Origin of the sequence: Sphaerisporangium fuscum, from assembly GCF_018531465.1 — a bacterium.
In the GTDB taxonomy this organism is placed as follows: Bacteria; Actinomycetota; Actinomycetes; order Streptosporangiales; family Streptosporangiaceae; genus Sphaerisporangium; species Sphaerisporangium fuscum.
In genome coordinates this window covers 1-23,092 of the sequence record NZ_JAHDTF010000009.1, presented here as the reverse complement: position 1 = coordinate 23,092, position 23,092 = coordinate 1, and the positions used below count along the sequence as shown (strand labels likewise).

General features: G+C 72.2%; 22 protein-coding genes. 7 read left to right on the top strand and 15 right to left on the bottom strand.

Translation table 11 applies throughout. The annotated features are described in order from the left end of the window. The 4 genes from sufB to KIK05_RS12285 form a co-directional block, all read right to left on the bottom strand. Complete coding sequence (sufB, locus tag KIK05_RS12300) at positions 1–1,413, bottom strand: Fe-S cluster assembly protein SufB (RefSeq protein ID WP_214410792.1); 1,413 nt, start codon at positions 1,411–1,413, stop codon at positions 1–3. After that, on the bottom strand, positions 1,410–2,207 hold the full coding sequence (locus tag KIK05_RS12295; RefSeq protein WP_372455584.1) for a helix-turn-helix transcriptional regulator: 798 nt from the start codon (positions 2,205–2,207) through the stop codon (positions 1,410–1,412). Before KIK05_RS12295 ends, sufB begins: the two co-directional genes overlap by 4 nt. Positions 2,208–2,319: 112 nt before the next feature. After that, entirely contained in the window at positions 2,320–3,570 is a 1,251-nt protein-coding gene (locus KIK05_RS12290; protein ID WP_250562687.1) for a multidrug effflux MFS transporter, read from the bottom strand. Between the two features lie 131 nt (positions 3,571–3,701). Beyond that, a complete protein-coding gene (locus KIK05_RS12285; protein WP_214410791.1) occupies positions 3,702–4,556 on the bottom strand; it encodes a VOC family protein in 855 nt (284 codons plus the stop codon). Between the two features lie 234 nt (positions 4,557–4,790). On the opposite strand from KIK05_RS12285, the gene KIK05_RS12280 reads away from it, so the two are divergent. The 3 genes from KIK05_RS12280 (at position 4,791) to KIK05_RS12270 (ending at position 7,451) form a co-directional block, all read left to right on the top strand. Next, positions 4,791–5,705, top strand: coding sequence for an ABC transporter ATP-binding protein (locus KIK05_RS12280; RefSeq protein ID WP_214410790.1), 915 nt, complete (start codon positions 4,791–4,793; stop codon positions 5,703–5,705). Beyond that, complete coding sequence (locus KIK05_RS12275; protein WP_372455583.1) at positions 5,702–6,475, top strand: ABC transporter permease; 774 nt, start codon at positions 5,702–5,704, stop codon at positions 6,473–6,475. Before KIK05_RS12280 ends, KIK05_RS12275 begins: the two co-directional genes overlap by 4 nt. A gap of 67 nt (positions 6,476–6,542) precedes the next feature. Further along, entirely contained in the window at positions 6,543–7,451 is a 909-nt protein-coding gene (locus tag KIK05_RS12270) for an EamA family transporter (RefSeq protein ID WP_214410789.1), read from the top strand. 14 nt (positions 7,452–7,465) lie between these two features. On the opposite strand, the gene KIK05_RS12265 is transcribed toward KIK05_RS12270, so the two are convergent. Next, positions 7,466–9,241 carry a sensor histidine kinase gene (locus tag KIK05_RS12265; protein WP_214410788.1) on the bottom strand — a complete coding sequence of 592 codons (1,776 nt, stop codon included), beginning with the start codon at positions 9,239–9,241 and terminating at the stop codon, positions 7,466–7,468. A 206-nt stretch (positions 9,242–9,447) separates the two neighbouring features. Here KIK05_RS12265 and KIK05_RS12260 point away from each other — a divergent pair, with 206 nt between their 5' ends. Then, complete coding sequence (locus KIK05_RS12260) at positions 9,448–10,158, top strand: response regulator (RefSeq protein WP_443729118.1); 711 nt, start codon at positions 9,448–9,450, stop codon at positions 10,156–10,158. Positions 10,159–10,347: 189 nt separating this feature from the next. Then, positions 10,348–11,382, top strand: a complete 1,035-nt coding sequence (locus KIK05_RS12255; RefSeq protein WP_214410786.1) for a hypothetical protein — start codon at positions 10,348–10,350, stop codon at positions 11,380–11,382. 56 nt (positions 11,383–11,438) lie between these two features. Here the strand turns inward: KIK05_RS12255 and KIK05_RS12250 are convergent, their stop codons facing one another. Continuing rightward, on the bottom strand, positions 11,439–11,843 hold the full coding sequence (locus KIK05_RS12250) for a response regulator (protein ID WP_214410785.1): 405 nt from the start codon (positions 11,841–11,843) through the stop codon (positions 11,439–11,441). Between the two features lie 199 nt (positions 11,844–12,042). Between KIK05_RS12250 and KIK05_RS12245 the strand changes: the two genes are divergently transcribed. Further along, positions 12,043–12,735, top strand: coding sequence for an ATP-binding protein (locus KIK05_RS12245; protein ID WP_214410784.1), 693 nt, complete (start codon positions 12,043–12,045; stop codon positions 12,733–12,735). Positions 12,736–12,737: 2 nt separating this feature from the next. Beyond that, the gene (locus tag KIK05_RS12240; RefSeq protein ID WP_214410783.1) at positions 12,738–14,162 is read left to right on the top strand and encodes a sensor histidine kinase; all 1,425 of its coding nucleotides are present in this window, start codon (positions 12,738–12,740) and stop codon (positions 14,160–14,162) included. A gap of 81 nt (positions 14,163–14,243) precedes the next feature. On the opposite strand, the gene KIK05_RS12235 is transcribed toward KIK05_RS12240, so the two are convergent. The 9 genes from KIK05_RS12235 to KIK05_RS12195 form a co-directional block, all read right to left on the bottom strand. Then, entirely contained in the window at positions 14,244–14,918 is a 675-nt protein-coding gene (locus KIK05_RS12235; RefSeq protein WP_214410782.1) for a GntR family transcriptional regulator, read from the bottom strand. A gap of 64 nt (positions 14,919–14,982) precedes the next feature. Next, positions 14,983–15,933, bottom strand: a complete 951-nt coding sequence (locus KIK05_RS12230; RefSeq protein WP_214410781.1) for an ornithine cyclodeaminase family protein — start codon at positions 15,931–15,933, stop codon at positions 14,983–14,985. Further along, complete coding sequence (locus KIK05_RS12225; RefSeq protein WP_214410780.1) at positions 15,930–16,922, bottom strand: proline racemase family protein; 993 nt, start codon at positions 16,920–16,922, stop codon at positions 15,930–15,932. Before KIK05_RS12225 ends, KIK05_RS12230 begins: the two co-directional genes overlap by 4 nt. Then, the gene (locus KIK05_RS12220; protein WP_214410779.1) at positions 16,922–17,635 is read right to left on the bottom strand and encodes an ABC transporter ATP-binding protein; all 714 of its coding nucleotides are present in this window, start codon (positions 17,633–17,635) and stop codon (positions 16,922–16,924) included. The genes KIK05_RS12225 and KIK05_RS12220 overlap by 1 nt, the downstream gene beginning before the upstream one ends. Further along, entirely contained in the window at positions 17,622–18,437 is an 816-nt protein-coding gene (locus KIK05_RS12215) for an ABC transporter ATP-binding protein (RefSeq protein ID WP_214410778.1), read from the bottom strand. The genes KIK05_RS12220 and KIK05_RS12215 overlap by 14 nt, the downstream gene beginning before the upstream one ends. Further along, complete coding sequence (locus tag KIK05_RS12210; RefSeq protein WP_214410777.1) at positions 18,434–19,411, bottom strand: branched-chain amino acid ABC transporter permease; 978 nt, start codon at positions 19,409–19,411, stop codon at positions 18,434–18,436. The genes KIK05_RS12215 and KIK05_RS12210 overlap by 4 nt, the downstream gene beginning before the upstream one ends. After that, positions 19,408–20,301: a branched-chain amino acid ABC transporter permease gene (locus tag KIK05_RS12205; RefSeq protein WP_214410776.1), complete on the bottom strand. Its 894-nt coding sequence runs from the start codon at positions 20,299–20,301 to the stop codon at positions 19,408–19,410. The genes KIK05_RS12210 and KIK05_RS12205 overlap by 4 nt, the downstream gene beginning before the upstream one ends. Positions 20,302–20,392: 91 nt before the next feature. Then, positions 20,393–21,565 carry a branched-chain amino acid ABC transporter substrate-binding protein gene (locus KIK05_RS12200; RefSeq protein ID WP_214410775.1) on the bottom strand — a complete coding sequence of 391 codons (1,173 nt, stop codon included), beginning with the start codon at positions 21,563–21,565 and terminating at the stop codon, positions 20,393–20,395. A gap of 247 nt (positions 21,566–21,812) precedes the next feature. After that, positions 21,813–23,092 (bottom strand): aldehyde dehydrogenase family protein (locus tag KIK05_RS12195; RefSeq protein ID WP_214410774.1); only part of this gene is annotated, 1,280 nt, incomplete at its 5' end.

Below are 23,092 nucleotides of genomic sequence, written 5' to 3'. Positions count from 1 at the left end.
TCAGCCCACCGCTCCTTCCATCTGCAGCTCGATCAGGCGGTTGAGCTCCAGGGCGTACTCCATCGGCAGCTCGCGGGCGATGGGCTCCACGAAGCCGCGCACGATCATCGCCATGGCCTCGTCCTCGTTGAGGCCGCGGCTCATGAGGTAGAACAGCTGGTCCTCCGACACCTTGGAGACCGTGGCCTCGTGGCCCATGGAGACGTCGTCCTCGCGGACGTCGACGTAGGGGTAGGTGTCGGAGCGGCTGATCTGGTCGATGAGCAGGGCGTCGCACTTGACGGTCGACGCCGAGCCGGCCGCGCCCTCCTCGATCTGGACCAGGCCGCGGTAGGACGTGCGGCCGCCGCCCCGGGCGACCGACTTGGAGACGATCGTCGAGGAGGTCTTCGGCGCGAGGTGCACCATCTTGGCGCCGGCGTCCTGGTGCTGGCCCTCACCGGCGAAGGCGACGCTCAGGGTCTCGCCCTTGGCGTGCTCGCCCATGAGGTAGACGGCCGGGTACTTCATCGTGACCTTAGAGCCGATGTTGCCGTCGATCCACTCCATGGTGGCGCCCTCGTAGGCGACGGCGCGCTTGGTGACCAGGTTGTAGACGTTGTTCGACCAGTTCTGGATGGTCGTGTAACGGCAGCGGGCGTTCTTCTTCACGATGATCTCCACGACCGCGCTGTGCAGCGAGTCGGAGGAGTAGATCGGCGCGGTGCAGCCCTCGACGTAGTGGACGTAGGAGCCCTCGTCGACGATGATCAGGGTGCGCTCGAACTGGCCCATGTTCTCGGTGTTGATCCGGAAGTAGGCCTGCAGCGGGATCTCGACGTGGACGTTCGGCGGCACGTAGATGAACGACCCGCCCGACCACACGGCGGTGTTGAGCGAGGCGAACTTGTTGTCGCCCACGGGGATGACCGACCCGAAGTACTCCTTGAAGAGCTCGGGGTGCTCCTTCAGGCCCGTGTCGGTGTCGAGGAAGATGACGCCCTTCTCCTCGAGGTCCTCACGGATCTTGTGGTAGACGACCTCGGACTCGTACTGGGCGGCGACGCCCGCGATCAGGCGCTGCTTCTCGGCCTCGGGGATGCCGAGCTTGTCGTAGGTCGACTTGATGTCGGCCGGGAGCTCGTCCCAGGAGGCGGCCTGCTTCTCGGTGGAGCGCACGAAGTACTTGATGTTGTCGAAGTCGATGCCGGTGAGGTCGGACCCCCAGGTCGGCAGGGGCTTCTTACCGAAGAGCCGAAGTCCCTTCAGGCGCAGGTCGAGCATCCACTCCGGCTCGTCCTTCAGCGCGGAGATGTTGCGCACGACCTCCTCGGAGAGGCCTCGGCGCGCCGTGGCGCCGGCCACGTCGGGGTCGGCCCAGCCGAACTTGTAACTCCCGAGGCCTTCAAGCTCCGGGCGGTCGGTGACAGTCACCTTCCGGTCTCCTTGCTCGTCTCAATCGCTTGCCGCGAAGTGCTTATCGTCACGTCGGAGCTGTCTGACGTGGCTTGGTTCGCGCTCCGCCTGGAGTGCGGCGGCGCGTTCCTCTGTGATGTGAGGGCGCGCGGACTCACATGAGTCGTGCACACCCCGTCGCCGTGGGCGATCGTCGCCAGGCGCTGCACCGGCGTGCCGAGCAGCTGCCCGAACGCCTCGGTCTCGGCCTCGCACAGCTGCGGGAACTCCGCGGCGACGTGCGCGACCGGGCAGTGGTGCTGGCAGAGCTGCTCTCCGCCCGACTTGGCCTGGCTGGCCGAGGCGGCGTAGCCGTCGGCCGTCAGGGCCTCGGCCAGCACGCGCACCCGCTGGTCGGCGGGCACCTCGCGCATGAGGGGCGCGAGGCGCTTCACCAGGCCGCTCACCTGGGATCGGGCGAAGTCGGCGACCGCCTCCGCCCCGGCGCGCTCGGCCAGGAAGCGCAGGGCGCTCCCGGCGAGGCCGTCGTAGGCGTGCACGAAGGCGCTGCGCCCGGCGTCGGTGATCACGAACAGCTTCGCCGGCCGTCCGCGCCCCCGCTGGCCGCGTGGCCGTCCCGTTCGAGGCTCTATCATGCCCTCGGCGAGCAACGCGTCGAGGTGGCGACGCACCGCCGCCGGTGTCAACCCGAGCCGTTCGCCGAGGGCGGCGGCGTTGATCGGGCCGTGCTCCAGGATCAGCCGAGCGACGCGTGCGCGTGTGCCGCGCTCCGCGCCCTTCTCGGCCTGCGTAATCCCAGCCACGTTTTTCACAACATCAGTGTGCCGTAATTCCTTCCCGAGACACAACCTGATGTGGGGGCACCCCACATGGCCTTGGTCACGTAGGAAAGGCTTACCTAAGCAGGAGAAACGTCGACGCCGATCAAGCCGCCTCCGCCACCCGTCCCCGGCTCAGCGCCAGGAACGCCACCAGGGCCACGACCGAGAGCCCCGTCATCACCACGGCCATCGGCAGCGCCGTGCCCGAGCCGCCGAGCCCGGCGAGCGGCGCGGCGACACCGCCGAGCAGGAACTGCAGCAGGCCGAGCAGCGCCGAGGCGCTGCCCGCGACCTGGGGCGGCTGCCCGGCCAGCGCGAGCGCGCCCGAGCCCGGGATCGACAGGCCCATCCCGCACATCATCGCGAACAGCGAGGCCACCACGGTGGCCACCCCGAGGTGGGCGACGACCGCGGCCGTCAGCACGGCCGCCGACGCGAAGCTGACCAGCAGCCCGCTGAGCACGAGCCGTCCGGCGGACACCCGGCCGGCCAGCCGGCCGCCGACCTGGGCCATCAGCGTGAGGCCGAGCGCGTTGGCGGCGAAGATCAGTGAGAAGCCCGCGGGGCTCACCCCGTAGATCTGCTGCAGGACGAACGGCGAGCCGGAGATGTAGCCGAACATGGCGGCGAAACCGAGGCCGCCCGCCATCGCGGCCGCCATGAACGACCGGTCACGCAGCAGCAGCGCGAACGTCGCGAGGGTGTGCCGCAGCCCTCCGCCGTCCCGGTCCCCGGGAGGAAGGGTCTCGCGCACCACGGCGAGCACGGCGAGGAGCAGGAGGAGGCCGGCGACGCTGAGCGTCACGAAGATCCCCCGCCAGGAGGTCACGGCGAGCAGTTGCGCCCCCGCGATGGGGGCGATGATGGGCGCCAGGCCGCTGACCAGCATCAGCGTGGCGAAGATCCGGGTGATCGCGGGCCCGTCGTACAGATCGCGCACCACGGCGCGGACGATCACCAGCGCGGCGCCGCCCGCGAGTCCCTGGAGCAGGCGCAGCGCGACCAGGGCCTCGACCGAGGGGGCGAAGGCGCACAGCAGCGAGGTCAGCGCGTAGGCGCCGACGCCCGCGATGAGCGGGCCCCGCCGTCCCCGCACGTCGCTCACCGGCCCGGCCACCAACTGGCCCACCGACACCCCGACCAGGCAGGCGGTCAGGGTCAGCTGGATCTGGGCGGCCCCGGTGAGCATCTCGCCGCTGATGGCGGGCAGCGCCGGGAGGTACATGTCGATCGAGAGCGGGCCGATCGCCGACAGCGCGCCGAGGACGAGCAGCAGGAGCCCTCTGCGCCGGGGTCCCGCCACGGCCGTTCCGGCCTCCGCCACGGTCTCGTCTCGCGGCATGCCGACGGTCATGCGGTCCCCTCCCAAGCGCCCGACGCCAAGCGGCCCTCAGGGGCCCAAGAGGACACCAACAGGGGTAAAGGTCATCCAATTCCCAGATAAAGAACTTTCTTCCCGCTCCTGCTCTCAGAGCGCGCGGGCGGTCACCTGGGGGATCTCGGGGTGACCACGGCGAAGGAGGCGTCGTGCGGGTCGGCGAGGACGGCGAGGCGCCCTATGGGGAGGTCCGACGGGGGGCGCAGCACACCGCCGCCCCACGGCTCGGCGAGGGCGGAGGTCGCGTCGCAGTCGGCGACGGCGAAGCAGACCAGCCACCGCGCGTCCGGGGCGGCGACCGCCCCGGTGCCGGCCTCCGGGACGGCGGACCCGGTACGGGCCTCTGGGGCGATCGCACCGGCGTGGGCCTCCGGGGCCGACGCCGGCGGGCCGGGCTGGGTCGGCATGCCGGCCACGGGGCGGCCGTCGGCCAGCCACTCGGTGTACCGGCCGTCCGGCGAGGTGCGGGAGCCCCAGCCGAAGACGGCGGGGTAGAACGACCTGGCCGCCATCGGGTCGCGGGTGTCGAGGTGGAGCCGACAGAGCGCGACCGGCTCGTCGACCAGCTGCGCGCCGTGGTGCCTGCCCGCCTGCCACACCATGAAGGCCGCCCCGGACGGGTCGCGGAAGACCGCCATGGTGCCCTCGTCGAAGACCTGGACGGGGCCGGTGACCACGTGCCCGCCCGCCTCCTTGACCTTCAGGGCGACCGGCTCGGCGTCGTCGGCCGCGATGTAGGCGTTCCACGCCGAGGGCCTGGCCCGGTCGAACGCCAGGGCGATCCCGGCCACCAGCTTGTCCCGCTGCCGGAAGTACCCGTACCCCCCGGCCTCCGGGCGCGGATCGAACTCGGCGCGCCAGCCGAACAGGCCCTCGTAGAAGGCCACGGAGACGGCGAGGTCGGCACTGGACAGGTCGGCCCAGCAGGGCATGCCGGGCTTGTAACCGGTACGGGCGGGCATGCGGGCCTCCTCGACGGCGTCGTCGCGCTGTCCCGCTCGCCGGGACGCGCCGGAGGGCTCGCGCCGCGGCCGCCTCGGGCGGTGGGGACGGGGCCAGCCTCACACGCGGCGGGCGTCCGGACCCGGGCCGGACGCCCCACTTGGGAGGAGACGCTCCCAACCTTTACCGGCCCCCGACGCCGAGCCCGAGGTCCGGCGAAGGAACCACACACGGCGGTCCCTAAACTCGTCAGCATGGAAGCCCCCGCCGTCGCGGTCACCGACCTGGTCAAGCGATACGGCCGCACCGTCGCGATCAACGGCCTGACGTTGACCGCCGATCGCGGTGCCGTCACCGCGATCCTCGGCCCCAACGGCGCGGGGAAGACCTCCACCATCGAGATCTGCGAGGGGTTCCGGAAGGCCGACGGCGGCGAGGTGTCCGTCCTCGGCCTCGACCCCGTCCGCCAGGCGGCCGAGCTCAAGCCGCGGGTGGGCGTGATGCTGCAGTCCGGCGGGGTGCCGCCGGCGATCCGCGCGGGTGAGTGGCTGCGGCTGGTCTCCCGCTTCCACGCCTCTCCCCTCGACCCCGGCGCCCTGCTCGAACGGCTGGGCCTCGCCGACCACGCCCGCACCCCCTATCGCCGCCTGTCGGGAGGCCAGCAGCAGCGCCTGTCGCTCGCCGCCGCCGTCGTCGGCCGCCCCGAGCTCGTCTTCCTCGACGAGCCGACGGCCGGCCTCGACCCGCAGGCCCGCCACGCCTGCTGGGACGTCGTCGGCGAGCTGCGCGCCCGGGGCGTGTCGGTCGTCCTGACCACCCACCACATGGACGAGGCGGAGAAGCTCGCCGACAAGGTCGTGATCATCGACCGCGGCACCGTCGTCGCCCAGGGCAGCCCGCAGGGGCTCACCGGCGCCGAGCGGCAGCTGCGCTTCCGCGCCAGGCCCGGCCTCGACCTCGACGAGCTGCTGACCGCGCTGCCCACGGGCAGCACCGCCAAGGAGTCGCCGAGCGGCCATTACGTCATCGAGGGCCACGTCGGCCCCGAGCTCCTCGGCACCGTCACCGCCTGGTGCGCCGCCGAGGGCGTCACCACCGACGACCTCAGCGTCGAGCGCCGCACCCTCGAAGACGTCTTCCTCGAGCTCACCGGAAGGGAACTGCGTTGACCTCGCGCCCGGCCCTCGACTTCACCCCGGCCCCGGGCGCGGCGCCGCTGCCCCGCATGGTGCTCGCGCAGGCCGCCGCCGAGGTGCGGGCGGTGCTGCGCAACGGCGAGCAGCTGCTGCTCACGCTGATCATCCCGATCCTGGTGCTCGTCGGGTTCTCCGCGGCGCCGCTGCTGGAGCTGCCCGGAAGGCGCATCGACTTCGTGGCCCCCGGCGTGCTCGCGCTGGCGATCATGTCCACGGCCTTCACGGGGCAGGCGATCGGCACCGGGTTCGAGCGGCGGTACGGCGTGCTGAAACGCCTCGGCGCCACTCCCCTGTCCAGGCCGGGGCTGATGCTGGCCAAGACCCTCGCGGTGGTCACCGTCGAGGTGCTCCAGATCGTGGTGATCGCCGCCGTGGCGCTCGCGATGGGGTGGCACCCCCAGGGCGATCCCGTCTGGGCGGTCCTGCTGGTGATCGCCGGCACGGCGGCCTTCAGCGGGCTGGCGCTGCTGATGGCGGGCACGTTGCGCGCCGAGGCCACCCTGGCCGCGGCGAACCTCGTCTACCTGGTGCTTCTCGGCCTCGGCGGCGTGGTCCTGCCGGTCACGGCGTTCCCGCACGCGGTGCGGGCCGTCGTCGAGCTGCTGCCGATCACGGCGCTCACCGGGGGCCTGCGCTCGGTGCTCGCGCACGGCGGCGGGCTGCCGGCCCGCGAGCTGCTGGTGCTGCTCGCCTGGGCCGCGGTGACGCTGTTCGTGGCCTCCCGTACCTTCCGCTGGGAGTGAGCCCGGCTCCTCCGCATCCCCCTCCCCCCGATCGCACCGCCGCGTGCGAGGAACGTGAGAACGCCTGATGACCGTGCCCTCCCTGTCCGCGTCCTCCGGGCCGTACGAGCCGGACCGCCTCCGCCCCGGCGCCCTCCTGCGCAGCGCCGCCGGCGCGCTTCCCCCCTCCAGCCTGGTCATGCTGGGGATCCTCTCGGTGCAGATCGGGGCCGGGCTGGCCAAGAACCTCTTCACGCAGCTGCCGCCGAGCGCGGTGGTCTTCGTGCGGATCGCCGCCGGCGCCGTGATCCTCGCCCTGGTCGCCCGCCCCCGGCTGCGCGGCCTCACCCGGCGCGACCTCGCCGTCGGCGCCGCCTTCGGGGTCACGCTCGGCCTGATGAACCTCTCGTACTACGAGGGGCTGGCGCGCCTGCCGATGGGCGTCACCGTGGCCATCGAGTTCCTCGGCCCGCTCGGGGTGGCGGTGGCCGGTTCGCGGCGCCGCCTCGACCTGCTGTGGGTGGTGCTGGCCGCCACGGGCATCGTCCTGCTCGCCCCGTGGCAGGGCGGCGGGCTGGACCTGGTGGGCATGGGCTTCGCGGCCCTGGCGGGACTGTGCTGGGCGGGGTACATCCTGCTGTCGGCGGCGGTCGGCAAGCGTTACCCGGGCACCACGGGGCTGTCCTTCGCCATGATCATCGCGGTCGTCGTGATCGCGCCGATCGGGGTGACCACGGGCGGCACCGGTTTGCTCCGCCCGGATCTGCTGCTGCTGGGCGCCGGTGTCGGGCTGCTGTCCTCGGTGATCCCCTACAGCCTCGAGCTGCAGGCGCTGCGGACGATGCCCAAGCGCGTCTTCGGCATCCTGATGAGCCTCGAGCCGGCCGCCGCCGCCCTGGTCGGCCTGTTCGTGCTGGGAGAGTTCCTGCAGGTGCGCGAGTGGGCGGCGATCGGCTGCGTGGTCATCGCCTCGGTCGGCGCCACCCGGACGTCCTGACGGCCCGGCGGCGGCTACCGCCGCTGGGCGGGGATGCGCACCTCGATGCGGGTGCCGTTCCCCTTGGGGCTGAAGACCTCCATCCTGCCCGAGAGCGCCTCAACGCGGTCCATCAGGCCGATCAGCCCGGACCCCTGGTCGAGCCGCGCCCCGCCCACCCCGTCGTCGTGCACCACCAGTTCGACGGCGCCGTCGCGCCCCGTCACCCGGACGGAGGCCTCGCAGGCCTGCGCGTGCTTGGCGATGTTGGTCAGCGCCTCGGACACCACGTAGTAGACGGTCACCTCGACCCGCTCGGCGAGCGGGCCTTCCAGGTCCACCTCCAGCTTCACCGGGACCGAGGAACGGCGCGCCAGCACCTTCAGGGCCGGGGCCAGGCCGCCCTTGGACAGGATCGCGGGGTGCAGGCCCCGGGAGATCTCCTGCAGTTCCTGGAGCACCCCCCCGAGGCCCTCGACGGTGAGCGACAGCTGCTCACGCAGCTGCTCCAGCTCGGGCGGCATGGCGGCCTCCACGGCCCGTAGCTCCAGGCCGAGGGACACAAGGCGCTGCTGGGCGCCGTCGTGCAGATCGCGCTCGACGCGGCGGCGGGACTCGTCGGCCGCGGCCATGACCCGCGCCCGGGAGGCCGCGAGCTGCGCGTGCGCCTGCGCGTTGGCGATCGCCGTGCCGAGGAGCTCGGTGAAGCCGACCATGCGCCGCTCGGCGTCCTCCCGCTGGAACGGCGTTGCCGCCAGGGCCACCATCGCGCCCCACAGCCGGCCGTCCACGGTGATCGGGCAGGCCACCGAGGAGCGGATGCCGCGGGTACGCGCCCATTCGGAGATGTGGCCGCCGGCGGTCGCGTAGTCGGTCATCCGCGCCGGGCGCCCGGTGCGCCACACCTTCGCCGAGGCGCTCGGGTGGTCGGCCGGCCAGGTGAAACCGACGGGCAGCATGAACTCGGGGCCGAAGACGCTCCAGGAGCCGACCGAGACGATCTGACCGGCGGCCCGGTCGAACTGGGTGATCCCGGCGTGGTCGGCGTGCAGGAGGCGTCCCATCTCGCAGGCGACGGCGCTGAACAGCTCGGTCGGCGAGACGCCTCGCGCCACGAGCGTCGCGACCCGCCGCAGGGCGGCCTGCTCCTCCGCGACGCGGCGGTACTCGTCGCGGCTGGCCGCCAGCGAACCGCGGATGACGGCGCGGTCGCGGGCCGCCCGGACCAGCGCGGCCAGTGACGGCACGATCCTGGCGCGCAGGGACTCGACGGTCTCGGAGGGCGTGCCGGCGGGCAGCAGGAGCGTGCCGACCGGGGCACGACCGTCCACGAGCGGTACGGCCCGGTGCGCCTCGTCACCGGTCACCGCGGAGACCTCGATCTTCGCCTCCGGCAGGCCCAGATCGACGGCCAGCTGGGACGCCGCCGCCTCCAGGCCCGCCTCCAGGTCGATCGTACCGAGCAGGATCTGGCCGAGCCGGGCGGACAGGTCGGCCTCCTGACGGCGCCGCGTGGTCTCGGCCGCCATGCGTCGGACCCGGGCCGCCAGCCAGCTCGTCACAGCGGCGACGACGAGGAAGATCGGGATCGTGACGATGTCCTCGCTGTCGGCGACGGCGATGGACCCGTAGGGTGCGATGAAGACGTAGTTGTAGGCCAGGACGCTGACGAGCGCGAGCAGGATGCCGGCCGGCAGGCCCCAGGCGAGGGAGAACAGCAGGACGGCGGGAAGATAGACTATCGCCAGAGATTGGACGGGCGCGATCGCATCCAGATGATGCGCGATGAGGGTTTCCAGGGCGACACACACGGCGCCGACCGCGACTCCGATCGCAAGTCGCGGACGTTCCGGGCGGAGCAGCAGTGATGAAAACCGCTCACATAACTCTCAAGCATACCCCCGTGTCGAGGCGGGCCCCTGACCGTCCGTGCTCGCGTGCCGGCGCCCGCCCACCCCGTTCCACCTGGGATTCCCCGTCCCGTCCCGGCGCCTCTGCCGGCGATGTCCCACTCTCCGTGACCAGTGCGGGCGCCCCGTCGGCGGGCGCCACGGGGCGCGGCGCGGAGCGCACCGAGCGTCCGAGGACGGTGGTGCTGGCCGACGACGACGTCCTGCTGCGCGAAGGGCTCGCCAGCCTGCTGGAGCGGTACGGCTTCGTGGTGGTCGGCCAGGCCAAGGACGCCTCCGAGCTGGTCGCCCTGGTCCGCGAGCACGTCCCCGATCTGGCGATCGTGGACATCCGCATGCCGCCCAGCAACACCACCGAGGGGCTGGAGGCGGCCCGCCTGATACGCCGCGAGTTCCCCGGCACGGGCATCCTGCTGCTGTCTGCGCACGTCGAGGTCGAGCAGGCGATGGAGCTGCTCGCCGCGGGCAGCAGGGTCGGCTACCTGCTGAAGAGCCGGGTGATGGACGTCGCCGACTTCATCGAGACGATCCGGCGCATCGACCTCGGCGCGTCGGTCGTCGACCCCTGCGTCGTCCAGGAGCTGGTCGCCGCCCACCGGAAGAACGACCCGCTGGAGCTGCTCACGCAGCGTGAGCGCGAGGTGCTCTCGCTGATGGCGGAAGGCCGGTCGAACGCCGGCATCGCCCACCGGCTGTGGATCACCGAGGGCACGGTGGAGAAGCACGTGCGCAGCATCCTGACCAGGATGCAGCTGCCCGAGACGCAGGAGGACCACCGCCGCGTCCTCGCCGTCCTGGCGTTCCTGGAGTCGCGGTAGGGCCTGTACCAAGTCGAGATCGGTGGGGTCCGGCGGTCGACCTTCGTTCCGGTGCGGTGATCGTGAAGCCTCCATGGTTCCCCCTGCCGTCGCGCGGCCGTTCGGCCGTTCGGGGGACGCAACGGGTCCGGGGCGAATACGGTGGCCCGTGGACAACGGCCACGTCCGCAAGCCTTCGGGAGTCTCTCCATGCGTGCTGCAGCGGCAGTCCTCTCCTTCGTTCTCGGCATCGTCATGGCGCCTCCCCAGCCGGCCTCCGCCGGCGTCTCCGCCTCTCCGCTGCCGGGTGGCAGGGCCGCCTATGTCGTCTCCCAGGGGCATCTCGAAGCCGCCTCCAGACAGAACTGGGTCCGTTTGGGCAGCTACCGCTTCGCCCCGGACGGCACCGTGACCGCCGCGCTGTACCTGTGGTGGCAGCGTCACCCCGTCGCCAGGCAGCGCACCGGCCTCGTCCCCGACGCCGGCTGCAGCACCAAGGCCGGCGGTTCCCGGTCGCGCCCCCGTACCTGCGAAGTGCTCACCGCCGGAGGCTTCACCGGCGCTCCCGGCGAGAGCCGCACCGGGACGTACACCGTGTCGGGGAACGTGCTGACCATCCGCTGGAAGATCGCCCAGACGTGGACGGAGCAGTGGTACGTGCGGCCCTCCCCCGACGGGAAGCTGGCCCGTCTGGACCTCAAGTACAGCACGCTGGCCACTCACGGGTACGGCTACGGCAGCAACGCGGCGCCCGGCGTCCGGCGCGCGATGAGCTCGGTGAGGGCGTTCCCCGGCTCGCTGAGGCAGGACCTGACGAGCTGGGCGGGCGGCAAGCTCGTCACCTCCGGCGACCAGCCCTTCGGCAACTCCGCCTTCCGGGCCTGCGCCACCACCACCTCGTGCCTGACCTACCTGCAGCCCTCCTCGCGCGGCGCGTGCCAGAAGTCCGGCGGCTGCCCCAAGTACGGCGGCGGAACGCGCGCCGACATCAGCTCCATCCAGTACTACCTCACGAAGATCTCCAACTCCGACCGCCGCGACACGCTGTGGCACTGGTGCACCTGCCTGGCGATGGAGCGCGGTGAGTTCTGCTACACCGGCAACTCTCACGTCAAGCCGCTCATGCAGATCATCGACGACAGGGGAGCCTTCCGTGGCTGGGTCGGCGTGGAGGCCTCCTTCTCCACCACCGGCTCCCGGGCGGCGGACATGATGGCGGTGTTCCGCATCACCGACTTCCACTGACGGGCCGGGTGTGAACCACCGGGGCCGGCGTCCCGAGTACAGGTCCGGGAGCCGCGTCAGCTGAGGCCCGCGGGGCTCCCGAAGTCGTTCTCGCCCAGGATGTCGTGGATGATCCTCGCGGACAGGTCCGTCTTCGGAAGGAACGCGACGGCGGGGCTGTCGGCGATCAGTTCGGCGAAGTCGTCGCCGAGGTGCGCCGACATGAGGATCACCCTCGAACACGTGCCGCCGGCCGATCGCCCGGCGGCCTCGGAGAAGCGGCGTGCCAGATCGAAGCCGTTCTCGTCACCCAGATCGATGTCGACCAGCGCGACGTCGGGCCGGGACTCCTCGAACCGCCGCATCGCGTCGGAGGTGGTCGACGACACGCCTACAACGGCGATCCCCCCTCGTTCGAGCACCTGGCGGGCTACCTGGAGGAAGTGATCGTTGTCGTCGACGATGAGACAGCTGAGCGGCACATCACCAGGATTTCAACACCGTCCCCCGAGCGCATTGCAGCTAGCAGGAATGTCGGTGCCCCCGCTGGCGCGAAGCCCAAGATGGGGGCTGCCATCGAAGACGGCGGGCGCCGGAGCCGGGATCGTGGACAGGGAAACGCGGGAGGCCAGGCCACCGCGACGCACCTGGAGCAGCAAGCGAGCGGAGAGGGGAAACGCCATGTATACCCGGCTCACCAGCACGTACACCGCACCCATGACGGCCACGGCGCCGTTGGCGTCGCCCCTGCCGCGCTCTCCCGCCGCCCGCGTCCTCGCGGAGTCGGCCCTGCCGGCGTGTCTCGCGCTCACGTGCCTCACCTCGGTGGCCGACCGGTTTCTGCGGATCCACACGCCCGCACCGACCTTGCTGTGCCGGCCCACGAAGCACCCTCCGAAGCTGTTGCGGAGGCTCGGGACCATGCTGCACCGCCTCCCGGGGCCGGTGCGGCGGCTGTCCACCCGGCGTCCCCGGCGGGCGTCCTGGGTGCTCAGTGAGGATTTCCGGTCCATACCGGTGGGGCGGTCCCTCATCCGGTCGCAGCTGGCCGACTGGGGTCACCACGACCAGAGTGAGATCGCCGAACTGCTCGCCGGCGAGCTGCTCGCCAACGCGCTGCGGCACGCATGGGGAGCGCCGGTGCTCAGGCTCCGCTCGGCGGCGGGCACGCTGCGCTGCGAGGTGGAGGACGGCAATCCCGAGCCGCCGACCTTGGCCGTGAAGGTGGACGCCTACGACGAGACCGGCCGGGGGATGCACCTGGTCGACCTGCTGTCCCGCCGCTGGGGCGTGGAGGGCAGGGACCGCGGCAAGACCGTCTGGTTCGAGCTGCCGGTGTACGCGAGGCGTCCGTGGCCCATGGGCGAGGTGTGATCATGGGTCCGTCAGCACGGGTGTTCCGGAAGGGACGCCGCCCGCGAACCATCCGGGGACGCATCACGGCCCTGGTGGCCGTCCTCGCGGTGCTCCTGCTCGTCCCGACGGCGGCGCTGACCGTCAGGCTGACCCGGCAGACCGTCGTCGACAACCTGTGGCGGGAGAACCGGGAGGCGGCGGCCCGCGTCGCCGAGGCCGACCGGCTGGGGATGCTCACCGATCCGGTCGACTCGGGCGTGCCGGGAATCGATCTGGTGCAGGTCTTCTCCCGCGACCACCGGCTCGTCGCCGCCTCGGCGGCGGCGAAGGGGCTGCCACCGCTCTCCTCGGCCTGGCCCGCCGACCAGGCCGGGAAAGATGTGCGGACCTGCGGCCTGCCCCGGGTGGGGTGCGTCCGGGTCTCCGCGCTCAGGACCGGCTCCTCGCCGGGGGCGAGGATCGTGTACGCCGGCCGGCCCGCTCCGCGGGAGATCTCGACGTCCGCTCAGGACCTGTACATCACGATCCGCAACATCGTGATCATCATCCTCGCCGTCGTGGCGTCCTGGATGATCACCGGCTGGATGCTGCGGCCGCTGCGCGTCATCAAATCGGATCTGACGACGATGAACCTCAGCGAGCCGGGCGCCCGCGTCCCCGACAGAGCCGGCGACGACGAGGTCGCCCGGCTGACCCGGACCATCAACGCCACCCTCGATCGCCTGGAAGAGGCGAAGCAGGGCATGGAGGCCGTCATGGACAAGCAGCGGCAGTTCGCCGCCGACGCCTCGCACGAGCTGCGCACCCCGATCGCCGGGATCCGCGCGCAGCTCGAGGAGGCCGAGCTCCACCCCGAGAGCACCGACCTGGAGTCGCTGCTCCAGCACACGCTGCGGGACGTCGACCGGCTCGAGGCCATCATCACCGACCTGCTGCTGCTGGCGCGCATCGGGGTGAGCTCCCCCGAGACGCGGCAGACGATCGACCTGGCGGCGACCGCCGAGCAGCTGGTGACCCGGCGGATCGCCGGGCTCCCGATACGACTGCGGCTCACGCCGGGCATCGCCGTGGACGTCATACCGACGCAGATCGAGAGGGTCGTCACCAACCTGCTCGACAACGCCGAGCGCCACGCCCACAAGGACGTGCTCGTCGAGGTGCGCGGTGACGGCCGCTGCGCCGAGCTCATCGTGGACGACGACGGCGACGGTGTCGCCGAGTCCGACCGCGAACGCATCTTCGAGCGCTTCACGCGGCTGGACTCCGCCCGCAGCCGGGACACCGGGGGCACCGGGCTCGGCCTGGCGATCGCGCGCGACGTGGCGATCGCCCACGGCGGGACGATCGAGGCGTGCGCCTCCCCGCTCGGCGGCGCGCGATTCGTCCTGCGCCTGCCCCTCGCCGTCTGCGCGCACAACGGCCGCCCGGCGTCCCGGACGCGGTGACCTCCCGGCGTCACCCGCGTCGGCCGGCCGGGCGCGCTCCAGCAGCCGCCTCCGGCCGGTCGGCCGGAGGCGCTCCGGGTGTCATTCGGGCCGGTCGGCCCAGATGCCGCGCACGTGCCGGATGTGGTGTTCCATGATCGTGCGAGCGGCCTCCGCGTCGCCCCCGATGAGCGCGTCGAGGATGGCGAGGTGCTCCCGGGCGGAGTCGCCGAGGGTGCCCCGCTCCGACATGGACTTCAGCCCGTACAGCCGCGCGCGGTACCGCAGGTCTCTGGCGATCTCGACCAGGTGGGCGTTGCCGGACAGCGCGAGCAGCTCCACGTGGAAGCGCAGGTCGGCGTTGACGTAGGCGAGCAGGTCGCCGCGTTCGGCGGCCGTCACGATCTCCTGGGCCACCGGCCGCAGCGCCTCGAAGTCGGCGGCCCGCGAGGAGTCGGCCAGGCGGGCGACGGTCGGCACCTCCAGCAGGGCCCGTATCTCGGTCAGCTCGTCCAGGTCGCGCTCCGACAGCTCGGTGACCCGGAACCCCTTGTTGCGGACGGCCTCGACCAGGCCCTCCTTGGCGAGGTCGAGCATCGCCTCGCGCACCGGGGTGGCGGAGACGCCGAACTGCGCGGCGAGCACCGGGGCCGAGTAGACCACGCCGGGGCGCATCTCGGCGGCGACGAGGGCGTCGCGCAGCGCCTGCGCCACCTGCTCGCGCAGGCTTTGGCGCCCGGCCATGACCGGCAGGTCGAGCCTGCCCTCTTCGCTCATGTCACGTCCTTCATCGCCGGACCCCTTTGGACCCGCTGCCCATGCAGGCATCCCCTCCCCGGGTTCATCGCCCCGCCCACGCCTCGTGGACGGCGGCCGCAACGATCAGATCCTCCCAGGCCATGCCCACGCTCTTGAACACACGGGGTGCGGGGCCCGGCTTCACCTCGCCGTTCACCAGGTCGGCGAGATCGCCGGCCAGGTGCTCCGGGCCGATCAGGCCCGCCCGGACGGGCATGATCACATCGCCGGCCTCGGCCAGCGCGGCCGCGCGCGACTCGACGACCACGGTGGCGCGGGTCACGAGGTCGCCGTCGATCTCGCGGGCGTCGGGCTCGTGCGAGCCGACCACGACGACGGTAGCGCCATCGGCCACCAGATCGCCGGGGAACAGCGGCTCACGGGCGCTGGTGCAGCACGCGATCAGGTCGGCGGACGCGACGGCGCGGGCCACCGCCCGCCCGTCCCCCATCGAGACCGCCTCCGCCGTGAGGCCCAGGCCCGCGCTGCGGGCCGCGAGGCCCCGGGCGCGGCCGAGGTCCCGGCCGACGACCGTCACCCGCTCCACGGGGCGTACGGCGCGCAGCGCCTCCACATGGCCCCACGCCTGCGGCCCGGTGCCGAACACGGCCAGCGAGCGCGCGTCCGGGCCCGCCAGGTGCGCCGCGGCGAGCGCGGAGACCGCCGGGGTGCGCAGCGCGGTCAGCGCGACGCCGTCCATGGCGGCCACCGGCGTGAGGGTCCCACCGTCGAACAGCAGGTAGGTGCCCTGGATGCGCGGCAGGCCCCTGGCGGGATTGCCAGGGGCGACGCTGACGACCTTGACCCCGGCGTACCGGCCGTGGGCGGCCGGCATGAGCAGCAGTTGCCCGGCGGGCACGCCGGCCACCTGGCGCGGCGTGCCGCCCTCGGGGTCCAGGCCGCCCCGCAGCGCCCCGGCGAGCGCGCGCACGGCGTCCTCCACCGGGACCAGCCGCCGCAGGGTGTCCCCGTCGATGTAGGGCAGATCGCTCATCGCAGGGTGAACCCCGTACCCAGCGGATCGCGGGGGTCCAGGACGAACCGGTGCGCGCCCGTGCGGTACGCCATCCCGGTGATCTCCGGGATGATCGCCTCGCCGCGCGTCCCGGCGACCCGCGCGGTGAAGACGCTGCCGACGATGCTCTCGTGGGTGAGCTCGCCGGTGAAGCCGCCGGCGTGCAGCAGGGCGAGCCGCGCGGCCGTCCCCGAGCCGCACGGTGAGCGGTCCACCTCGCCGTCGGCGAAGACGGTGACGTTGCGCTGCCGGGCGGGGCCGAGCTCGTCGTGGAAGATCACGCCGTAGATCCCCGACAGCCGGTCGTCCTCGGGGTGCCGGGCGGCCGGGTGCCCGGCCAGCGACGCCTTGACGGAGCGGCCGAGGGCGATGAGCTCGGTCAGATGCCCGGGCTCCACCGTGAGCCCGAAGGCCGCCGCCGGGACCGAGGCGTACAAGGCGCCCCCGTACGCCACGTCCACCGCGACCTCGCCGTGGCCGGCGAGGGTGACCGGGACGTCGCGGGCGACCACGTAGCTGGGAACGTTCCTGAACGTCACCGCCTCGATCAGCCCGGCGCGGCGGCGCACGCGCGCGGTCACCCGGCCGGAGGGCACGTCCACCACGACGTCGGTGTCGCCGTCGGGATCGGCCTCGACCAGCCCCGACTCCACGGCGTGGACGCCGAGGGCGATGGTGCCGTGGCCGCAGGCGGTGGAGTAACCGTCCTTGTGCCAGAACAGCACGCCCAGGTGGGCGCCGTCGTCGTCCGGCGGCACCAGGAAGCAGCCGTACATGTCGGCGTGCCCACGCGGCTCGTGGCACAGCAGGCGGCGCACCCGGTCGACCTCCGGCGCCGAGGCGTGCTCACGGCGCGCCAGGACGGTGTCGCCGGGGATCTCCGGGACACCCGCCGTGACGATCCGGAACGGCTCCCCGCCGGTGTGGTAGTCGACGGTGCTGATCTCCGCCTGCGCGTGGACGGTCATCAGACCCCTCCGAGGTAGGCCTCGACCACGCGCGAGTCGCCGCGCAGCTCCGCGGCGGTGCCGCCGAGCACGCACTCGCCGTTCTCGATCACGTAGCCCCGGTGCGCGATCTTCAGGGCGGCCTTGGCGTTCTGCTCCACCAGCAGCACCGCGACGCCCTCGGCGTTCACCTCGCGCACCAGTTCCATCACCGAGGCCACTACCAGCGGCGCCAGGCCCATCGACGGCTCGTCCAGCAGCAGCAGGCGCGGCCCGGTGACCAGGGCGCGGCCGATGGCCAGCATCTGCTGCTCACCGCCCGACAGCGTGCCGCCGTGCTGGGTGCGCCGCTCGGCCAGGCGCGGCATCAGGGAGTACACCCGGTCGATGCGCTTGCGGATCTCCGCCTGGTCGCGCACGAGGTACCCGCCGATCTGGAGGTTCTCGTGCACGGTGAGCGTGCTGAACACCCGGCGTCCCTCGGGGACGTGGACCAGCCCGGCCTTGACGATGGCCTCCGGTTTGGCCTTGGTGACGTCGGTGCCGTCGAAGACGACCTTCCCCGCGCTCGGCCGCACCAGTCCGGAGACGGCCGACAGGGTGGTGGTCTTGCCGGCGCCGTTGTTGCCGAGCAGCGCGACGATCTCCCCCGGCTCGACGGTCAGGGAGAGCCCCCGCAGGGCGTGCACGCCGCCGTAGTGGACGTCGAGCCCGTCGACCTCAAGCGCCGCCATCGCGGGCTCCCTTCGTCTCCTCCGTGGGATCCCCGTCCTCGTCGTCGTCCCGGCCGAGGTAGGCCTCGATGACGGCGGGGTCGCGGCGTACGTCCTCGGGACGGCCGTCGGCGATCTCCCTGCCGAAGTTCAGCACGACCACGCGCTCGGACACCTCCATGACCAGGCCCATGTCGTGCTCGATCAGCACGGTGGCGACGCCGAGGTCGCGGATCCGGCGGATCAGGTCGAGCATCTCGGCCTTCTCGCCGTGGTTGAGACCGGCCGCCGGCTCGTCCAGCAGCAGCAGGTCGGGCTTGCGGGCCAGGGCGCGGGCGATCTCCACCCGGCGCTGCTCGCCGTACGGCAGGGCCCGCGCCTCGCCGTACCGGTCGCCGCGCAGCCCGACGAAGTCGAGCCAGTGGTGGGCCTGCTCGGTGCACTCGCGCTCGGTGCGGCGGTAGCGGGGGGTGTGCAGCAGCGCGTCGACGAAGCTCTGCCTGAGCCACAGGTGGGATCCGGCGCGGACGTTGTCGAGCACGGACATCTCGCCGAACAGCCGCAGGTTCTGGAAGGTCCGGGCGACGCCGAGGCCGGCGATGCGCGAGGGGCGCATGCCGCTGATCGGCTGCCCCTTGAACGAGATCCGCCCGGCGGTGGGCTTGTAGAACCCGGTCACGCAGTTGAACGCGGAGGTCTTCCCGGCGCCGTTCGGCCCGATGACCGAGACGATCTCGGCCTCGCCGACCGAGAACGACAGGCCGTCGATGGCGAGCAGGCCGCCGAAGGAGAGCCGCAGGCCCTCGACGGACAGCAGCGTCATGAGCTCGCCTCCCTGGATCGGTGCGGCCACAGGCCCTGCGGGCGGACCAGCATGACGATGATCAGCAGCACGCCGAAGGCGAAGAAGCGGTAGTCGGCGAAGTCGCGCAGCACCTCCGGCAGGAGGCTGATCACGATGGCGCCGATGACGACGCCGGGGGTGGAGCCCATGCCGCCGAGCACGACGGCCATCAGCACCAGCGCCGACTGCAGGAACGAGAAGCTGCCCGGCGATATGGCGGTCAGCTGCGAGGCGAACAGCACCCCGGCGAGCCCGCCCCAGACCGCGCCGGCGATGTAGGCGGCGAGCTTGACCTTGTAGGTGTGCACGCCCATGGCCTCGGCGGCGTCCTCGTCCTCGCGGATGAACCGCCAGGCCCGGCCGAGGCGGGAGCGCCCGAGCCGGGAGGACCCGATCACGGCCAGCGCGACGATGATCACGGTCGCGTAGTAGAACAGGACGGCGCCCTGCTGGGAGTTCTGCGCGTTGATCAGGCTCGGGATGCCGTAGATGCCCGACGGGCCGCCGGTGACGTCCAGGTTGTTGGCGGTGATGCGGATGATCTCGCCGAAGCCCAGGGTGACGATGGCCAGGTAGTCGCTGCGCAGCCGCAGGGTGGGGGCGCCGATCACGATGCCCGCGATGACGGTGACCACGATGACCGCGGGGACGGTGGCGATCAGCGGGAGCCCGAGCCGGGTGGACAGCACGCCGCTGGTGTAGGCGCCGATGGCCACGAAGGCGACGTACCCGAGGTCGAGCAGGCCGCAGAAGCCGACCACCATGTTCAGCCCGGACGCCTGCATCACGAAGATCGCGGCGATGGTCATGACCGACAGCGCGTACGGCGTGGCGATCACGAACGGCGCGAGCAGCGCGACGGTCAGGCCGATGAGGGCCCACTTGCTCTCGAGGAGCCGGGATGTGGCGCGGCCGAGCGGCGTGACCCGCCCGCGGGTCTTGGCCGTCGTCATACGCGCTCCGTCACGCGCTCGCCGAGCAGGCCGGTCGGCCGCACGGACAGGAACAGGATCAGCACGCCGAAGGCGAAGACGTCACGCCACTCGCCGCCGAGGAAGTAGGTGCCGAACGACTCCAGCAGGCCGAGCAGCAGACCGCCGAGCATGGTGCCGGGGATGTTGCCGATGCCGCCGATGACCGCCGAGGTGAACGCCTTGAGGCCGATGAGGAAGCCCATCAGGAAGTCGATCTTCCCGTAGTAGGCGCCCGCCATGACGCCGGCGGCGCCGGCGAGGGCCGAGCCGAGGAAGAACGTCCGGGAGATCACGGCGTTGACGTCGATGCCCATCAGCGCGCTGGTGCGCGGGTCGAGGGCGATGGCGCGCATCGCGCGGCCCTCGCGGGTGCGGGTGACCAGCAGGTTGAGGCCCACCATGAGCGCGACGGCGATGATGATGAGCGCGACCTGCTGGAGCGTGATCGTGGCGCCCAGCACCTGGACCGAGGTGCCGCCGAGCCGCACCGGGTAGACCTGCGGGTCCGGCCCGGCGACCGCCCGCATGCCGTACTCCAGTGCGAAGGACGCGCCGACCGCGGTGATCAGCAGGGAGAGCCTCGGCGCCCGGCGCAGCGGGCGGTAGGCGATGCGCTCGAGCACGACGCCGGACATGCCGGTGACGGCCATCGTCACGACGAGGACCCCGAGGAGCACGGGCAGCGCCATGCCCGGGGAGATGCCGCCGACGGCACCGAGGACCGCGAACCCGGTGAAGGCGCCGAGCATGTATATGTCGCCGTGGGCGAAGTTGAGCAGCTTCATGATCCCGTAGACCATGCTGTAGCCCAGCGCCACCAGCGCGTAGAACGAGCCGACGAACAGGCCGTTCCAGATCAGCTGTGACATTTCACGTTTCCTTTGGAACCGGAGGGGCCGGCGCCCACCCGCCGGAGGGGGACGCGGGCGCCGGCCGCCCGGGGAAGATCGGTGCCCAAGGTCACTTGAGCGAGTCCTGCAGGACGAACTTCCCGCCCTTGACGACCAGGATCTGGAAGCCACCGCTGGAGAGCGTGTGGTCGGGGGTGAACTTCAGCGGGCCGGAGAACATCTGGAAGCCGTTGATGCCCTCCAGCGCGGAGATGACCTTCGCGCCGTCGGTCGACCCGGCGTTCTTGACGGCCTCGGCGGCGAGCCGGACGGCGTCGTAGGCCTGGTTGGAGTACGGGCCGGGGTCGGCGTTGAACTTCTTCTTGTAGCTGTCGATCCAGCCCTGGGCGCCCTCGAGGGTGTCGGGGGTCTGGGTCATCGTGGCGTACACGCCTTCGGCGGTGTCGCCGCCGGCGATCTGGGCGAGCTTCTCCGAGACCGCGCCGTCGCCCACCATGATCGCGCCCTTGTACCCGGCCTGGCGGAGCTGGCGGATGATGAGGCCGCCCTCCTGGAAGTAACCCGTCCAGTAGACGAAGTCGGGCTTCTTGGCCAAGATGTTGTGGATGTTCGCGCTGTAGTCGCTCTCCTTGGGCGTGACCGCCTCGAGGATCGCGGTGTCCGGGCCGCCGGCCTGGTCGAGGAGCTGCTGGGTGCGGACGGCGATGTCCTTGGAGTAACTGGTGTTGTCGTGCACCAGCGCGACGCTCTTGGCGCCCTGCTTGGTCATCCAGGCCATGGCGGCCGACGCCTGCTGCGTGCCGGTGCCGTTGATCAGGAAGACGTGCTTGAGGTGCTGGTCGACGAGTTCCTGCGAGTTGGCCGCAGGGATGATCATGGGGATGTTCGCCTTGCCGAAGACCGGCAGGGTGGGCAGCGTCGCGCCCGAGCAGTAGCCGCCCACCGAGATCTTGACGCCCTCGGTGACGAGCTTGTTGGCGCCGGCGACGGCCGTCTGCGCGTCACACGCGTCGTCGGCGACCTTGAGCTCGAGCTTGCGGCCCAGCACGCCCCCCTTGGCGTTGATCTCGTCCACCGCCAGCTGGGCGGCGTTCTTCATGTAAGGTCCGATGGCCGCCTCGCTGCCCGACTGGGGGACGAGCATGCCGAGGCTGATGGGCCCCTTGTCCTGCGAGGCGTCCGAGCCGCCGCCACCGCCGAGGAGGCCTTGGCCGCAGCCGGCCGTCAGCATGGTCACGGCCGCGGCCGCTGACCAGATCGCCGCTATGCGCGATTTGCCCATCTTGTATCTCTCCTACCGAAAACACCGGCTCCGCATGGTGTGTGACATTGCACACCGCGCGAAAAGCGGGCGTCAAGCTTCGAGACCAGACCGTTAACCCGCTGGTAGAACCCGTAATGCACCACGCTCCTCAGCCGTCCCTGCCGTCACGACCGGAAAGCCGCGCAGAACGGCGAAACGGAAAACCCGCCCACGGCGGGACCCGGCGCCGATGACGGCGCCGGGTCGATGTGGCCGCGTGGACGGGTCAGTTGCCGGACAGGCCGAGGGCGACGGTGTGGGTGGAGGTGTAGAACTCCTGGGCGGCCTTGCCCTGCTCGCGGGGGCCGTAGCTGGAGTCCTTCTCGCCGCCGAACGGCATGTAGAAGTCGACGCCCGTGGTCGGGGTGTTGACCTTGACCAGGCCCGACTCCAGACGCGCCGACACCGACAGCGCGCGGTCGAGGTCGCGGGTGTACACCGCGGAGGCCAGGCCGTACCGCACCCCGTTGGCCAGGGCGACCGCCTCGTCCACCGAGCCGGCGTCCTGCACCAGGCAGATCGGCCCGAACACCTCGTCGCAGGCCAGGACGTGCCCGTCCGGGACGCCGTCGACGAGCGTGGGGGCGGCGAACCAGCCGGCCCGGTCGAGGGCGTCGCCGCCGGTGAGCACACGTCCCCCGACGGTCGCCGCCACCACCCGGTCGCGGGCCGTCTCCTCGATCACCGGACCCACGGCGGTGCCCGGGTCGGACGGGTCGCCCACACCGAGCTTGGCGACCGCGGCGACCAGCGCCTCGCGGACCTGCTCGCCGTTGCCCACGGCGATGACGCGCTTGGTGGCGGTGCACTTCTGCCCGGCGTACCCGAACGCGGCGGCGGCGATCTGCGCGGCGGCGGCCTCGACGTTGGCGTCGTCGAGCACGATGCTGGCGTTCTGCCCGCCCATCTCGGCCTGCACGGGGGTGCCGCGGCCGACGGCGGCGACGCTCACCTTGCGGCCGACGGCGGCCGATCCGGTGAAGGAGACGACGTCGGCGGCCTCCACCAGCGCCGAGCCCTCCTCGGCGTCGCCCGGCACGACCTGGAACAGGTCCTCGGGCAGGCCGAGCAGCTCGGCCAGGCGCAGCGCGCTGCCGAGCGCCTGCGGGGCCGGCTTCAGCACGACCGCATTCCCGAACGCCAGGGCGGGAGCGGCCTTCCACAGCGGGATGGCCAGCGGGAAGTTCCACGGGGTGATCAGCCCGGCGACCCCCCGCGGGCGCCTGCGCGTGTAGGCGAGCCCGGTGCCGGACGGCTCGTGCACGGCGCCGACCGGGTCGAAGACCTGCTGGGAGTAGTAGCGCAGGATCGCGACGGACCGGGCGACCTCGCCCTTGGCCTCGGTCACCGGCTTGCCGACCTCGCGGACGACCAGCGCGGCGAGCTCGTCCGCCGCTCCGGCGACGGCCGCGGCCGCCGCGGTGAGCGCGGCGGCGCGTTCGGCGGCGTTGGCCCCGGCCCAGCCGGCCTGCGCGGCCCGTGCCCGGCGCACCGCCTCGGCGACAC

Coding starts and splice junctions, on each gene's coding strand:
- KIK05_RS12290 (WP_250562687.1), bottom strand. CDS start 3,570: ATGACCGTCGGCATGCCGCGAGACGAGACCGTGGCGGAGGCCGGAACG.
- KIK05_RS12285 (WP_214410791.1), bottom strand. CDS start 4,556: ATGCCCGCCCGTACCGGTTACAAGCCCGGCATGCCCTGCTGGGCCGAC.
- KIK05_RS12280 (WP_214410790.1), top strand. CDS start 4,791: ATGGAAGCCCCCGCCGTCGCGGTCACCGACCTGGTCAAGCGATACGGC.
- KIK05_RS12270 (WP_214410789.1), top strand. CDS start 6,543: ATGACCGTGCCCTCCCTGTCCGCGTCCTCCGGGCCGTACGAGCCGGAC.
- KIK05_RS12255 (WP_214410786.1), top strand. CDS start 10,348: ATGCGTGCTGCAGCGGCAGTCCTCTCCTTCGTTCTCGGCATCGTCATG.
- KIK05_RS12245 (WP_214410784.1), top strand. CDS start 12,043: ATGTATACCCGGCTCACCAGCACGTACACCGCACCCATGACGGCCACG.
- KIK05_RS12240 (WP_214410783.1), top strand. CDS start 12,738: ATGGGTCCGTCAGCACGGGTGTTCCGGAAGGGACGCCGCCCGCGAACC.
- KIK05_RS12235 (WP_214410782.1), bottom strand. CDS start 14,918: ATGAGCGAAGAGGGCAGGCTCGACCTGCCGGTCATGGCCGGGCGCCAA.
- KIK05_RS12230 (WP_214410781.1), bottom strand. CDS start 15,933: ATGAGCGATCTGCCCTACATCGACGGGGACACCCTGCGGCGGCTGGTC.
- KIK05_RS12225 (WP_214410780.1), bottom strand. CDS start 16,922: ATGACCGTCCACGCGCAGGCGGAGATCAGCACCGTCGACTACCACACC.
- KIK05_RS12220 (WP_214410779.1), bottom strand. CDS start 17,635: ATGGCGGCGCTTGAGGTCGACGGGCTCGACGTCCACTACGGCGGCGTG.
- KIK05_RS12215 (WP_214410778.1), bottom strand. CDS start 18,437: ATGACGCTGCTGTCCGTCGAGGGCCTGCGGCTCTCCTTCGGCGGCCTG.
- KIK05_RS12210 (WP_214410777.1), bottom strand. CDS start 19,411: ATGACGACGGCCAAGACCCGCGGGCGGGTCACGCCGCTCGGCCGCGCC.
- KIK05_RS12205 (WP_214410776.1), bottom strand. CDS start 20,301: ATGTCACAGCTGATCTGGAACGGCCTGTTCGTCGGCTCGTTCTACGCG.
- KIK05_RS12200 (WP_214410775.1), bottom strand. CDS start 21,565: ATGGGCAAATCGCGCATAGCGGCGATCTGGTCAGCGGCCGCGGCCGTG.